Here is a 12,748-nt window from a genome sequence, read left to right as displayed (position 1 = left end):
CGGTGGGGCATATCCCCGTGCAGTATCCTGCCCGCCGATCCGGCCGTCAGCACCCCGCGTGATTTGGGAACTCTTGGGTTGCGCCCCTGAGATATCGGGCGCAAATCACTCTGCCTGCCAGTTTCATTTTGGCGGGCTGCTCACGCGTCAGCCGGACAGAATGCGCCCGTATCACAGCAATTTGGTGACAAGTCAACGAGAAATCATGGCAGATCGTCGGGATTGCCCTTCCACACAAGGTTTTTTTGGTCTAAGGAACCCCCCGTCTTTGGGTGGTTCAAAGACATTGAAAACATAGGAGGCCGTAATGGGCTATAAAGTCGCCGTCGTGGGCGCCACGGGTAATGTGGGCCGCGAAATGCTGAACATCCTGGCGGAACGCCAGTTTCCTGTAGACGAGATTGCTGCGCTTGCATCGCGCCGTTCGCTCGGTACTGAAGTCAGCTTTGGTGACAAGACCCTGACCACCCAGGATCTGGACACTTTCGACTTCACCGGCTGGGACATGGCGCTGTTTGCCGTGGGTTCGGACGCCACCAAAACCTACGCGCCGAAAGCGGCCGCAGCTGGCTGTGTGGTGATCGACAACTCGTCGCTGTACCGCTACGACCCCGACATTCCGCTGATCGTGCCCGAGGTGAACCCGCAGGCCATTCACGACTATAAAAACAAGAACATCATCGCCAACCCCAACTGCTCAACCGCGCAGATGGTTGTGGCGCTGAAGCCCCTGCATGACCGCGCCAAGATCAAGCGCGTTGTCGTGTCGACCTACCAGTCGGTGTCGGGCTCGGGCAAAGACGCGATTGATGAGCTGTGGAACCAGACCAAGGGCATGTATGTCCCCGGTCAGGAAGTCGAGCCGTCGGTCTACCCCAAGCAGATCGCCTTCAACGTGATCCCGCATATCGACGTCTTCATGGATTCGGGCGACACAAAAGAAGAATGGAAGATGATCGTCGAGACGAAGAAAATCGTCGACCCGTCGATCAAAGTCACCGCCACCTGCGTGCGCGTGCCGGTCTTCGTGGGCCACTCGGAATCGGTGAATATCGAATTCGAAGACTTCCTTGACGAAGACGAAGCCCGTGACATCCTGCGCGAAGCGCCGGGCATCCTGGTGGTCGATAAACGCGAAAACGGTGGCTATGTCACCCCGGTGGAATGCGTGGGTGACTACGCCACTTTCATCTCGCGCATCCGTCAGGACGTGACCGTGGAAAACGGCCTGAACCTGTGGTGCGTCTCGGACAACCTGCGCAAAGGCGCCGCCCTCAATGCCGTGCAAATCGCCGAGCTTCTGGGCCGTGAGGTTCTGAAAAAGGGCTAACCCTTTTCACAATCCAATCCAGGAAAGCCCCGCCAAATGGTGGGGCTTTTTTCATACACACCGCCTGCTTTCTTCTTGGTGCAAATACTCCCGCCGGAGGCCGCCGAGCGAAGCAAGGCCACCCCCAACCCCGGGCAAGCACTAAGGGTGCGCAGGCACTGGGGGCGGGAGCACATCCGCTCACGGCAAAGCTCCGCCCGTCCCAAAACTCCCCCTTCCCAAGCGCAGCACAACATGGTCCTCTCGCTATAAGATTGAACCCAAAAGGACATTTCCAATGCGCCGCGCCCTGCTCTTATCCGCCCTGACCACCCTGCCCCTGCCGCTCTGGGCGGATGATTTCTACGCCTCAGCCCCGGTGGTTTCTGCCATCCTCTATCCAGAAGGCGCGACGCAGACCCACCGCATCAAAATCGAGCTGCCCGCGGGCCAGCATCGCCTCTTCCTGCCTGCCGCACCGTTTGAAAATACAGAGGGTGCACCGACTGTCACCCTGGTGGGCGGCGATGCGCATCTTGGCCCCGTCACCATCCTCTTTGATGTCCCCACCATGGATCCGGGACTTCTGACCCCTGCCCAGGCAAAGGCAAAGACTGCGGTCGAGAGCGCCGAGGACACCCTCGTTTCTGCACAGGACAATGTGTCCGGCATTGCGGACAGCATTGCTTCATTGAAAAATGAACTCACCTTTCTGGAAAGCATCTCCGCACCGGACGACACCACATCGGTTGAGGAGTTGAAAGCCATTGCAGCATTGGTTGGCAACCAAACACAGGATGTGCGCAGCCGCATGGCCACGCAGCAGGTCGCGCTCCGCGAGGCAAAAGACCGGCAGGCCGATCTGGAAAAGGCACTCACTGCCGCCCGGAAAGCATATGACCGCCTGTCTCCTCCAGAAGACACAGGACGCCTTGCCATGTTGCCGGTCAATCTGGCAACCCCACAGCTTGTTGAGATTGAGACCACATCCGTTGAATATGGCGGTGGATGGGCGCCGAACTATGATCTGAAGCTGGCAGAGCCCGCCCAAGACAGCCTGACCATCACCCGATTTGTCTGGTTGGATGCCCCGCAAGGCGCGGTTTGGGACCAGATTGACGTGACCCTCTCTACCCAGCGCCCGTCCATGCAGGTGGCCCCCAGCGACCCGCGCGACAAACGCGCTCATATTCGCCAACCACGTCCAGAACCGATGGCATCAACCCGCAGTTTGAAATCCGCGGATATGGCGATGGAAGCCCCGATCATCGAACCGGAATTGGTTGTGGTGGAACCAGCCGCAGGGTTTTCCATCGACACCGGCGGTGTCGCCGTCACCTATCATTACCCCGGCAAGGTGTCTGCGAGCGGGGGGGATGTGCCGATCCTTGAGTTGGGCAGTCTCACCCTACCCGTCACCTCCGAAATCTACGCGGTCCCCCGTCGGGATGACACCGCCTTTCTGGTGGCCCAGCTCATCAACGACACCAAAGAGCCGCTGCTTGGCGGTACGGCACGTATCTATCGCGGTGACAGCTTGGTCGGGCACACGCAGATGCCCTTCCTGGCCGCGGGGGACGACGCGACCCTGCCGTTCGGCCCCATCGAAGGCATTCGTCTTGAACACGTCGTCGCGGACAATGAAACCGGGGATCGCGGTATCATCACCACCACCAACACCCGTGAACAGGACACGCTTTTCCGCGTCACGAACCTGACGGGCAAGACGCATGAGGTGAAAACCTTCTACCCCCTGACCTATTCCGAACAGGAAGATCTGGAGGTCAGGGTCACCGCCACCCCGCGCCCGGATGAAAGCAACCACGATGACAAGCGCGGCCTGTCTGTCTGGAACCTGTCGCTTGCCCCCGGAGAAGAAGCCGAGGTCACGATCAACACGCGTCTGAGCTGGCCCGACGGATGGACGCTTAGCTGGCGGCCTTGACCCGACCTGTCTTCGGGCGTGCCAGCGGGCGTGAAAAAGGCGGTTCTGAGGTATCAGAACCGCCTGTGCACTCTAAGAAACTGCGGGACCGGATCAGATCGCGGATATATTGCTCCACCGAGATACCCGTCACATCTGCGGATCGTTTCAAGTCGACCAGCATCTGCAGCGGCATTTCCAATCTCAACGTCACATCAGTCATGACCCGAGTTTGCGACAGGGTGATTAACGAGAGATAAACACCCCGCCCGTATCAGGCAATTTTCACACCGGCAGAAATCAGACTGGCAGGAAACTGTCCGTTGCCGCGTCGTAAAACTCAAGCCCACCTTCCCCGATATCGGTCCAAAGCCCGTGCAGCGACAGCTCGCCCTTTTCCACCGCCTCGCGCACGAACGGGAACGTCATCAGGTTGCTGAGCGACACGACAACGGCCTGTTTTTCCAGATCCCGATCCGTGATTTCGCCCTCTTTCGCTTCCAAGGCTTCATAGCCCGGTTTCAGCAGGCTGATCCATTTGCCGACAAAACTGCTTTCGTTGGACAGCTCGGGGGCATGCCCTTTGCACATGCCATGGAACCCTTTGACCCCGCCACAGCTCGAATGGCCCAGCACAATCAGATGGGTGACCTTAAGCGCCGTGACCGCATATTCCACCGCCGCTGACGTCCCGTGATAGTCACCGGCAGGTTCAAACGGCGGGACCAGATTGGCAATATTGCGATGCAAGAAAAACTCACCCTGATCCGCACCGAAAATCGACGTCACGTGAACGCGGGAATCACAGCACGAAACGATCATAGCACGTGGACGCTGCCCTTCATCCGCCAGGCGACGATACCATGCTTTGTTCTCGGCATATCCTGTGGCTTTCCATCCCTGGTAACGCTGCACCAGATAGGCGGGAAGTGGTTTCGCATTTTCCATCTTCATCTCCTCCGAATTTCGAACGGTTTTAGTGACAATTCGCTAGGAATTCGAGCGATTTCTATAGGGTAGATATACGCTTTTTTGAGGAACTCCGCCCTATGTTTTTCGCATGAGGGAAAGTTCAAGGGGTGCCGCCGTGCGCGAGATCAGTCATTTGTATCACAAGGAAGCCGTTCGTCTCGATCGGGATCAACTCGAAATCCTGCTGTTGCAGCTTGGGCCCACATCCGCCGACAAGCTTGTCAACCAGGCGCTGGAGGATCTGGCAATCGGGTTGGCGCAGATCAAGAAACACCATGCCGCCGGGCAGGTTCAGGAAACACGCGAACAGATTCGTGCCCTGAAGGCAATTGCCCAGAAACTCGGAATGACCACCCTCGCCCGGATCTGTCGTGACGCACGGGATCTGGTGGGCAGCCCTGATATTGCAGGATGCGCCGCCGTTCTGGCCCGCCTCAACCGCATAGGGGAAGGGTCGCTGATCGCGGTCTGGGACCTGCAGGACATGTCCGTCTAGAAAGGCGGACCACAAAGCCGCCGGGTTGTCATCATGCCGACGTTCCGGGGTTGCAGGCAAAGCAGGCGCACGCCATCTTGGGCAAAACAACCAGATAGGTCAGATTGCCCATGCGCTTTGCCCGCCCCACCCCCGACGCCCTGCCGCTATACGTCATCGACAAGGACGCGCCGACCCAGCTCGACGCGCTGCCAGAGCTTGCCCGCAACTGGGCCAAGGCAAACAGCTTCACGCCGGCGCTTGGGGCGGTGCTGTGTGTTCCGGATCCGCAGGGTAATCTGTCCATGGCGCTGGTCGGCAGCGGCACCGCCAAGGATCGCGCGCGCAAGCGGTTTGGTCTGGCCTCTGCCCGCGCCGCCCTTCCTGAGGGCGTTTATGACCTGAAAAGTGATCTCAGCGGAGACACGCTCGACGAGGCCGCGCTGGGATGGCTTCTGGCGGGGTATCGTTTCAGCCGTTACACTTCTCAGACTGCCCCGAAAGCAGATCTTGTCGCCCCGGAGGGCGTGGATGCGGCGCGTCTTGAGGCGATTGCAGCAGGGGAGGCCCTGACCCGCGATCTGATCAACACCCCCACGCAGGACATGGGCCCTGCTGATCTGGAACAGGCAGCCCGGGACATGGCAAAGACATTCGGCGCCGAGATCCACTCCACCGAAGGATCCGCTCTGCTTGAACAGAATTACCCGATGATTCACGCCGTTGGGCGCGCCGCCGCCCTGCCCACGCGCGCGCCCCGCCTGATCGACATGCGCTGGGGAACAGACGGGCCGCAACTTACCCTTGTGGGCAAAGGGGTCTGCTTTGATACCGGGGGCCTGAACCTGAAGCCCGGCAATTCCATGGCTTTGATGAAAAAGGACATGGGCGGGGCGGCAACGGTTCTGGGGCTGGCGCAGATGATCATGGCGCTTGGCCTGAAACTGCGCCTGCGGGTGTTGATCCCTGCGGTTGAAAACGCTGTCTCGGGGGATGCATTTCGCCCCGGTGACATCCTGACCAGCCGCAAGGGGCTGACCGTTGAGGTCAACAACACGGACGCAGAAGGACGTCTGGTGCTGGCGGATGCGCTTGCGCTGGCCGATGAGGAAACGCCCGACCTGATCATCTCGATGGCCACCCTGACAGGGGCAGCCCGCGTGGCCGTCGGCCCCGATCTGTCCCCGTTCTATGCCACCTCCTCCAAGGATGCCGATGCAATCCGCACCGGGGCAAGCCGCGCGGCCGACCCGGTATGGGAACTGCCGCTCTGGCGCCCCTATGAGACCATGATCGAACCGGGAATAGCAGATCTGGACAACGCACCCGGCGGCGGTTTTGCCGGGTCGATCACGGCTGCCCTTTTCCTCAACCGCTTTGTCACCGACACCCCTCGCTATCTGCATTTCGATATCTACGGCTGGAACCCCACCGCCGCCCCTGCCCGCCCGAAAGGCGGCGTTGGCATGGGCGCGCGCGCCATCCTTGCCGCCCTGCCGGAGCTTCTGCCCCTATGAGCATGCCGAAAACGCCAGATCGCCGACTGACCCCCGCCAACCCGCGCGTCGCCCATGACAGCCTGCGCGGATTGGTCAGCTCGGAACGCTATTCACCGGGCCTGTTGATGCGGGTTGTGTCGCCGGTTGCCGATATTCTGCGCGCCCCCAATGGCCCGCGCGACCGGCAGGCGCTCTACGGCGAACAGCTTCTGGCTCTGGAAGAGCACGAAGGCCACGCGTTTGTGCAGGCCGAGCGGGACGGGTATGTGGGTTATGTCGACAGGCGCTGTCTTGGCCCGGCAGTCGCGTCCACCCACTGGGTCAGTGCTGCCGCCACGCACCTATATGCGACGCCCGATTTCAAGACAATCGAACGCATGGGCCTGTCTTTTGGCGCGCGGCTGGCCATCATCGCAGATCACGGACGGTTCAGCGAAACCGCAGAGGGACTTTTCGTGCCCAGCGCCCATTTGTCAAACCGGGGAGGAAAGCTGAACGATCCCGCCAGCACAGCGGCGCTTTTTCTGGGCACACCGTATTTGTGGGGCGGTAACTCCCGCGCGGGGATCGACTGTTCCGGCCTTGTTCAGGCGGCATTGATCGCAGCCGGATTTGACTGCCCTGCTGATAGCGACATGCAAGAAAAGATCGGCCGCGCCATCCCCGATGCCGCCCCCCTGGCCCGGGGAGATCTGCTGTTTTGGAAAGGTCATGTTGCCATGGTGTTTGACCACGAGCGCCTGATCCACGCCAACGCCCACCACATGGCCGTGGTTCTGGAAGGGATTGACGAGGCAACCGCCCGCATCAAGGCCCAGGGGGATGGCGATGTCACGGCGCGCAGGCGCCTGTGGTAAACGGGTGCCTGTAACGAACAGCTCTTCGTGGTGAGCATCTGCCTGTGGTGCAGGCATTTCCCGCGCGCCATAACCCGCGCCGGGTCAGACGGTGCCCAACTGTCCAGCCTTACTCAACCACGCGGATCAGTTTGCGCTCCAGCACCCGAAGCACCTGTCGCAGGTCATCCCCGCGCTTCAGCACCCGCCCGTCCATTCCCAGCACCGAATACTGCCCCTGGCGCATCCGCAGCCGGGGGCGTTTTTCAATCCGGTACAAAGGATGTTCGGCGCTGCGGCGAAAAACGGAAAACACGGCGAGATCCCGCAGGAAGCTCATCGCGTAGTCACGCCACTCGCCTGCCGCCACCATCCGCCCGTAAAGCCCCATGATCACACCAAGTTCCCGCCGGTCAAACACCACCTGCTCCGGCGGCAAACCGCCCGGCGCGTTGGGATTGGAGTTTTGGATATTCATATGTTCAGCTTGCCTTGCCGCACCGATCAAATCAATCCCCTGCGCCACACGCGGCAACAGGTCCAATGCAAAAAGGGGGAATTGCCCCATTTTTGCCCCGAAAAGAACCGCGAATAATCGCGTTCCCTCCCTTTTGCCGCCGTGGTTGTGAAAGAAAACTGGCCCTGTAGCGAGCGAATGCTCATCCGGTGCCGCAAATTTACAGCCCCCACCCAGTCTGCGGCACCGGAGCTACCTGACAAAACCCTGCCGCTCACAAGCGTGCAGGGTTTGTTGTTTTTGTCACGCCTGATTGCGAAGTGGGTTTTGCGAAACAACACTATTGACCGAGCGGTCAGCTTTGTGCATCCTTCCCGGAAAGCAACAGAAAAGCCCCGGCACAGGGGCCAATGCGACGCTGGGAGGCATGATGACACCCGAAACACGCGCTCGACGCTCGGCGGAGGCCATGTGGGCGGATGATCCAGCCAGTCAGGCCCTCGGCATGACACTGACGGACATCGCGCCGGGTCGGGCGGTCATCACCATGCCGGTGCGCGCAGACATGTCAAACGGGCACGGTATCTGTCACGGCGGGTTCATCTTCACCCTCGCCGACAGCGCCTTTGCCTTTGCCTGCAACAGCTACAACCAGCGCGTTGTCGCGCAACATAACTCGATTACCTATCTTGCTCCGGGTCAGTTGGGGGAGTGCCTGACGGCAACCGCCACGGAAACCAGCCGGACCGGGCGCTCGGGCATCTATGATGTGGTGGTCACGGGGGGGGATGGGCGACAGGTCGCACTTTTTCGCGGTCATTCCCGCCAGATCAAGGGAACACATTTCGAAGAATAGCCATCCGGCCCGGCGGGGGAAGGGACACCACCGCCTTTGGAACGGGGCCGACAATCATTGATGCACCCAAGAGGAGAGGGTGCCGCGCGTCAGGGAGGACCGCATGGAAGATTTGACACCACGCCGCGAAGATCTGGACCCGATCGAGATTGCTTCGCGCGATGAAATTCAGGCGTTGCAGCTGGAGCGTATGAAATGGTCGCTGCGCCACGCCTATGACAATGTACCCTTTTACCGGCAACAGTTCGATGCGGCGGGGGTGCATCCGGATGACCTTAAATCCCTGTCGGATCTGGCAAAGTTCCCTTTCACCGTAAAACAGGACCTGCGCGACAATTATCCGTTTGGCCTGTTTGCCGTGCCGCGCGAACAGATTGCCCGCGTGCATGCCAGTTCCGGCACCACCGGACAGCCCACTGTTGTGGGGTATACCAAAAACGACCTGACCATGTGGGGTTCTGTCGTGGCCCGCTGCCTGCGGGCCTCAGGGCTGCGGCCAGGTGACGTGCTGCACAACGCCTATGGCTACGGGCTTTTCACCGGCGGGCTGGGTGTGCATGGCGGGGCGGAACAATATGGCCTTACCGTTGTGCCGGTCTCGGGCGGCATGACCCAGCGTCAGGTCCGCGTGATCGAGGATTTCGGCGCCACCGGTATCACCGTCACCCCTTCTTATGCGCTGTCCATTCTGGATGAGTATAGCAAGCAGGGGCTGGACCCGCGCAAAAGCCCGCTCAAAGTCGGGATATTTGGCGCGGAACCCTGGACCAACGCCATGCGCGGCGAAATCGAAGAGGCCTTCGACATGCATGCGGTGGATATCTACGGCCTCTCGGAAGTGATCGGGCCGGGTGTGGCCAATGAATGTGTGGAAACCAAAGATGGGCTGCACATCTGGGAAGACCATTTCTATCCCGAGATCATCAACCCGGATACCGGCGAAGTTGTCGAGGATGGCGAGCTGGGGGAACTGGTCTTTACCTCGCTCACCAAAGAAGGTTTTCCGATCATCCGCTATCGCACCCGCGACCTGACCCGCCTGCTGCCGGGCTCCGCCCGCTCCATGCGACGGATGGAAAAGATCACCGGGCGCTCTGACGACATGATCATTCTGCGGGGTGTGAACGTGTTCCCGACCCAGATCGAAGAGCAGTTGATGGACGTGCCGGCCCTCAGCCCTCATTTCCAGATTGAGCTGACCCGCCCGGGCCGAATGGACGAGATGCATATCTACGTGGAAATGGCCGATGGGCAGCCCTCGGAAGGCGCCGAAGCCGCGGCCCGCACCCTGTCTGGCAAAATCAAATCCAATGTTGGAGTTTCGGCAAAAGTCCATGTCCGTGACGCCGGGGCAGTTGCGCGCAGCGAGGGGAAAGCTGTAAGGATCGTTGATAACCGTCCGAAGGAGTAAGAGATGCCGCGAGGGATTGCCCGCGACCACGAAGAAAAACGCGCTGCCATCCGCAAGGGGGCAGCCGACTATTTCGCTGAACACGGGTTCGATCGGGCATCCATGACCGGGGCCGCCAAACATTGCGGTGTCTCAAAGGCGTTGATTTACCACTATTACGACAGCAAAGAGGCGCTTCTGTTCGACATTCTCGACACCCACCTGTCGACACTGGTCGAAGAGGTGGAGGCCGCCCCGGAAACCGATGGGCTGCGTGGTCTCGTGCGGGCCATTCTCGTAGCCTATAAGGGGGCGGATGCCGAACATAAGCTGCAGCTTGACGCCTTGTCCGTGCTGGAACCGGAACTGCAGAACAAGCTTTTTGACCTGCAGCGACGCCTGATCGACATGATGGGGGACGCCCTGAGGGCCGCAGCCCCCGACTCTCTGGCCAATGGCGCCAAACTCCGCCCGGTCACCATGTCGGTCTTTGGTATTCTCAACTGGTATTACATGTGGAACCGCCCCGGCCAGGGGCTGAGCCGCGAGGAATATGCAGATCTGGTCACAGACATGCTTTTGGGTGGGCTGAATGCGCTGTGAAATGCGCTGATCACAATTTCGTCAGTTCCCATTCTCGTTCTCATGCCTAAAGTGTTTCGACTTATTATTGAGACACGATAATGAGGCGAAACGCTCGAAACCTACTGATGTTGCGGGCGTTTCGAAATCAACTTGTGTTTCAAGTCAATCTCGAAACGCTTTAAAGTCAGAGCGAAACCGATACCGTTCCACATATGAGGTCCACATGAACAAATTCACCCTGCCCCTTGCCGCCCTGTCCCTCTCCGCAACCGGGCTTGCCCTGTCAATGGCGCCCGCCCTGGCCCATGACGGCGTTGAGAATCCGGCGGTCATGGCGCGGATGGAAGTCATGAAAGCCATTGGTGGCAGCATGAAAACGCTGGCGGGTATGGCCAAGGGCGAAATGGCGTTTGACGGCGCCAAGGCGGAAGCTGCAATGGCGACGATTGCCAGTGAAGGCATGAAAGCCCCTGCGCTGTTTGAGGCCAATGAAACCGACCCGAAAAGTGAAGCCCTCCCCGTAATCTGGGAAAACTGGGCCGACTTTACCGCAAAATCCGAAGCGATGGTCATGGCGGCTAAGGCCAATGCGGCCCTGCCGGATCTTGCCACATTGCAAGGGTCCCTGGGCAAGGTCGGCGGCACCTGCAAAGCGTGCCACAGCGATTATCGCAAAAAGTAACCCCTTTCGGGATCCGGTTGAATCACAACACGCTCTCGAAACACTTTGGGTCCAAAACCAAGATCAAGGCGGGTCGATCCACCCGCCTTGCGCCACCTGATCAATTACATTGAAAGCTGGTAATCCGGCCCCGGTCATTCACCTTCACATTCAGGCGCTCCGGTCGGTAATCCATCGTCACCGCATCCCCCGGCCGGATGATCCGCGTTGTTCCCTTGTGACCCATCGCCTCAAAAACCGAAAGTGGCTGGCCGATCAGGTATTGAAGGTCCACCGCACCGCAATCTGCACTGTTTGAAGCAAAGCCCACGTCGCCCCCCTGTTCAACCGGGCCAGTCGCCTGACAGGCCGCCAGCCCCAACGCGCTCACCACCACAAGAACACTCGAAAATTTACTGCCAATTCGTTGCATCATATCGTTTTTTCAATGCGGATGTCGCCATAAGCGCACCTCGCGTCGTCCCTCGTATTGATTTCACCCCGAGTTTCGCTCACCTTGAGACAATCCGCAATGGTCCGGTTTTCCCGCCCTATTGCAAAACCCACCCAGGCGTTTTTCGCTTTCTCTTCCGCGGGATTGCCCGCAAGAAAAACCGAAAAACGCTTTGACTTATTGGAGGATACCCATGCGCACCCGTGCCGCCGTTGCCGTTGCCCCCGGCAAACCGCTTGAAGTGATGGAGGTGAACCTTGAAGGCCCCCGCGCCGGTGAGGTTCTGGTTGAAATGAAGGCCACCGGTCTTTGCCACACGGATGAATTCACCCGTTCGGGGGATGACCCGGAAGGTATTTTCCCGGCCATTCTGGGTCATGAGGGTGCCGGCGTGGTGATCGAAGTGGGCGAAGGGGTGACCTCGCTGGAAGTGGGGGACCACGTGATCCCGCTTTACACCCCCGAATGTCGCGAATGCGACTACTGCCTGAATCCGAAAACCAACCTGTGTCAGTCGATTCGCTCGACCCAGGGGCAGGGGCTGCTGCCCGACGGCACCACCCGTTTTTCGATGCTGGATGGCACGCCGATCCACCACTACATGGGCTGTTCGACCTTTGCCCAGCACACCGTCGTGCCCGAGATCGCGCTGGCAAAAGTGCGCAAAGACGCGCCGTTTGACAAGATCTGCTATATCGGCTGCGGCGTGACCACCGGCATCGGCGCCGTGATCAACACCGCCAAGGTCGAGATCGGATCGACCGCGGTGGTGTTCGGCCTTGGTGGCATTGGCCTGAACGTCATTCAGGGCCTGCGCATGGCGGGCGCCGACCAGATTGTCGGCGTGGACCTGAACGACAGCAAAGAAGAAATGGGCCGCCACTTCGGCATGACCGATTTCGTGAACCCGTCGAAAGTGGACGGCGATATCGTGGCCCACCTGATCGAACTGACCGGCGGCGGGGCGGATTACTCGTTCGATGCAACCGGCAATGTGAACGTCATGCGTCAGGCCCTGGAATGCGCCCATAAGGGCTGGGGGGAATCGATCATCATCGGTGTTGCCCCTGCAGGTGCCGAGATCTCGACCCGTCCGTTCCAACTGGTCACCGGCCGGGTCTGGCGCGGCACCGCTTTCGGCGGCGCATCGGGCCGCACCGATGTGCCGAAAATCGTCGACTGGTACATGGACGGCAAGATTGAGATCGACCCGATGATCACCCACAAGCTTTCCCTCGACCAGATCAACGAGGGGTTTGAGCTGATGCACAAGGGTGAAAGCATCCGGGCCGTGATCGAGTTCTGATCCCGGCTGAAATGCAAAGATTGG

Annotated in this window: 14 protein-coding genes; 10 read left to right on the top strand and 4 right to left on the bottom strand. The window is 59.8% G+C overall.

All coding sequences use genetic code 11. The features are described 5' to 3' along the window. Window positions 1–307 precede the first annotated feature (307 nt). The gene (locus XMD517_RS12880) at window positions 308–1,330 is read left to right on the top strand and encodes an aspartate-semialdehyde dehydrogenase (RefSeq protein ID WP_173484876.1); all 1,023 of its coding nucleotides are present in this window, start codon (window positions 308–310) and stop codon (window positions 1,328–1,330) included. Window positions 1,331–1,607: 277 nt separating this feature from the next. Next, the gene (locus XMD517_RS12875; protein WP_173484875.1) at window positions 1,608–3,254 is read left to right on the top strand and encodes a mucoidy inhibitor MuiA family protein; all 1,647 of its coding nucleotides are present in this window, start codon (window positions 1,608–1,610) and stop codon (window positions 3,252–3,254) included. Here XMD517_RS12875 and XMD517_RS12870 read toward each other — a convergent pair. Beyond that, window positions 3,238–3,456 (bottom strand): hypothetical protein, encoded by a 219-nt coding sequence (locus XMD517_RS12870; protein ID WP_139231377.1) that lies wholly within the window; start codon window positions 3,454–3,456, stop codon window positions 3,238–3,240. The genes XMD517_RS12875 and XMD517_RS12870 overlap by 17 nt on opposite strands. A gap of 77 nt (window positions 3,457–3,533) precedes the next feature. After that, window positions 3,534–4,181, bottom strand: a complete 648-nt coding sequence (locus XMD517_RS12865) for a carbonic anhydrase (RefSeq protein WP_173488045.1) — start codon at window positions 4,179–4,181, stop codon at window positions 3,534–3,536. Window positions 4,182–4,320: 139 nt separating this feature from the next. Here XMD517_RS12865 and XMD517_RS12860 point away from each other — a divergent pair, with 139 nt between their 5' ends. From XMD517_RS12860 to XMD517_RS12850, 3 genes are all read left to right on the top strand, one after another. Continuing rightward, a complete protein-coding gene (locus tag XMD517_RS12860; RefSeq protein WP_055187440.1) occupies window positions 4,321–4,701 on the top strand; it encodes a hypothetical protein in 381 nt (126 codons plus the stop codon). Between the two features lie 104 nt (window positions 4,702–4,805). After that, window positions 4,806–6,197, top strand: a complete 1,392-nt coding sequence (locus XMD517_RS12855) for a M17 family metallopeptidase (protein ID WP_254449775.1) — start codon at window positions 4,806–4,808, stop codon at window positions 6,195–6,197. Further along, window positions 6,194–7,036 carry an NlpC/P60 family protein gene (locus tag XMD517_RS12850; protein ID WP_254449776.1) on the top strand — a complete coding sequence of 281 codons (843 nt, stop codon included), beginning with the start codon at window positions 6,194–6,196 and terminating at the stop codon, window positions 7,034–7,036. The genes XMD517_RS12855 and XMD517_RS12850 overlap by 4 nt, the downstream gene beginning before the upstream one ends. 109 nt (window positions 7,037–7,145) lie before the next feature. Here the strand turns inward: XMD517_RS12850 and XMD517_RS12845 are convergent, their stop codons facing one another. Next, complete coding sequence (locus XMD517_RS12845; protein WP_173485574.1) at window positions 7,146–7,493, bottom strand: DUF2794 domain-containing protein; 348 nt, start codon at window positions 7,491–7,493, stop codon at window positions 7,146–7,148. A gap of 409 nt (window positions 7,494–7,902) precedes the next feature. Here XMD517_RS12845 and paaI point away from each other — a divergent pair, with 409 nt between their 5' ends. From paaI to XMD517_RS12825, 4 genes are all read left to right on the top strand, one after another. After that, window positions 7,903–8,328 carry a hydroxyphenylacetyl-CoA thioesterase PaaI gene (gene paaI, locus XMD517_RS12840; protein WP_055187503.1) on the top strand — a complete coding sequence of 142 codons (426 nt, stop codon included), beginning with the start codon at window positions 7,903–7,905 and terminating at the stop codon, window positions 8,326–8,328. 103 nt (window positions 8,329–8,431) lie between these two features. Next, complete coding sequence (gene paaK / locus XMD517_RS12835; RefSeq protein WP_173484872.1) at window positions 8,432–9,739, top strand: phenylacetate--CoA ligase PaaK; 1,308 nt, start codon at window positions 8,432–8,434, stop codon at window positions 9,737–9,739. Between the two features lie 3 nt (window positions 9,740–9,742). Further along, on the top strand, window positions 9,743–10,321 hold the full coding sequence (locus XMD517_RS12830) for a TetR/AcrR family transcriptional regulator (RefSeq protein WP_173484871.1): 579 nt from the start codon (window positions 9,743–9,745) through the stop codon (window positions 10,319–10,321). 205 nt (window positions 10,322–10,526) lie between these two features. Further along, the gene (locus XMD517_RS12825) at window positions 10,527–10,985 is read left to right on the top strand and encodes a cytochrome c (RefSeq protein ID WP_173484870.1); all 459 of its coding nucleotides are present in this window, start codon (window positions 10,527–10,529) and stop codon (window positions 10,983–10,985) included. 100 nt (window positions 10,986–11,085) lie between these two features. Here XMD517_RS12825 and XMD517_RS12820 read toward each other — a convergent pair whose 3' ends face one another. Then, window positions 11,086–11,400 carry an I78 family peptidase inhibitor gene (locus XMD517_RS12820; RefSeq protein ID WP_173484869.1) on the bottom strand — a complete coding sequence of 105 codons (315 nt, stop codon included), beginning with the start codon at window positions 11,398–11,400 and terminating at the stop codon, window positions 11,086–11,088. Between the two features lie 211 nt (window positions 11,401–11,611). Between XMD517_RS12820 and XMD517_RS12815 the strand changes: the two genes are divergently transcribed. After that, entirely contained in the window at window positions 11,612–12,724 is a 1,113-nt protein-coding gene (locus XMD517_RS12815; RefSeq protein ID WP_173484868.1) for an S-(hydroxymethyl)glutathione dehydrogenase/class III alcohol dehydrogenase, read from the top strand. Window positions 12,725–12,748: the final 24 nt, after the last annotated feature.

Origin of the sequence: Aliiroseovarius sp. xm-d-517, assembly GCF_013283135.1 — a bacterium.
Taxonomy (GTDB): Bacteria; Pseudomonadota; Alphaproteobacteria; order Rhodobacterales; family Rhodobacteraceae; genus Aliiroseovarius; species Aliiroseovarius crassostreae.
This window is presented reverse-complemented; position numbering and strand designations above follow the sequence as displayed.

Excerpts from the sequence above, each read along its gene's own strand:
- XMD517_RS12880 (WP_173484876.1), top strand. The coding sequence starts at position 308 with ATGGGCTATAAAGTCGCCGTCGTGGGCGCCACGGGTAATGTGGGCCGC.
- XMD517_RS12875 (WP_173484875.1), top strand. The coding sequence starts at position 1,608 with ATGCGCCGCGCCCTGCTCTTATCCGCCCTGACCACCCTGCCCCTGCCG.
- XMD517_RS12870 (WP_139231377.1), bottom strand. The coding sequence starts at position 3,456 with ATGACTGATGTGACGTTGAGATTGGAAATGCCGCTGCAGATGCTGGTC.
- XMD517_RS12865 (WP_173488045.1), bottom strand. The coding sequence starts at position 4,181 with ATGGAAAATGCGAAACCACTTCCCGCCTATCTGGTGCAGCGTTACCAG.
- XMD517_RS12850 (WP_254449776.1), top strand. The coding sequence starts at position 6,194 with ATGAGCATGCCGAAAACGCCAGATCGCCGACTGACCCCCGCCAACCCG.
- XMD517_RS12845 (WP_173485574.1), bottom strand. The coding sequence starts at position 7,493 with ATGAATATCCAAAACTCCAATCCCAACGCGCCGGGCGGTTTGCCGCCG.
- paaI (WP_055187503.1), top strand. The coding sequence starts at position 7,903 with ATGACACCCGAAACACGCGCTCGACGCTCGGCGGAGGCCATGTGGGCG.
- paaK (WP_173484872.1), top strand. The coding sequence starts at position 8,432 with ATGGAAGATTTGACACCACGCCGCGAAGATCTGGACCCGATCGAGATT.
- XMD517_RS12830 (WP_173484871.1), top strand. The coding sequence starts at position 9,743 with ATGCCGCGAGGGATTGCCCGCGACCACGAAGAAAAACGCGCTGCCATC.
- XMD517_RS12825 (WP_173484870.1), top strand. The coding sequence starts at position 10,527 with ATGAACAAATTCACCCTGCCCCTTGCCGCCCTGTCCCTCTCCGCAACC.
- XMD517_RS12820 (WP_173484869.1), bottom strand. The coding sequence starts at position 11,400 with ATGATGCAACGAATTGGCAGTAAATTTTCGAGTGTTCTTGTGGTGGTG.
- XMD517_RS12815 (WP_173484868.1), top strand. The coding sequence starts at position 11,612 with ATGCGCACCCGTGCCGCCGTTGCCGTTGCCCCCGGCAAACCGCTTGAA.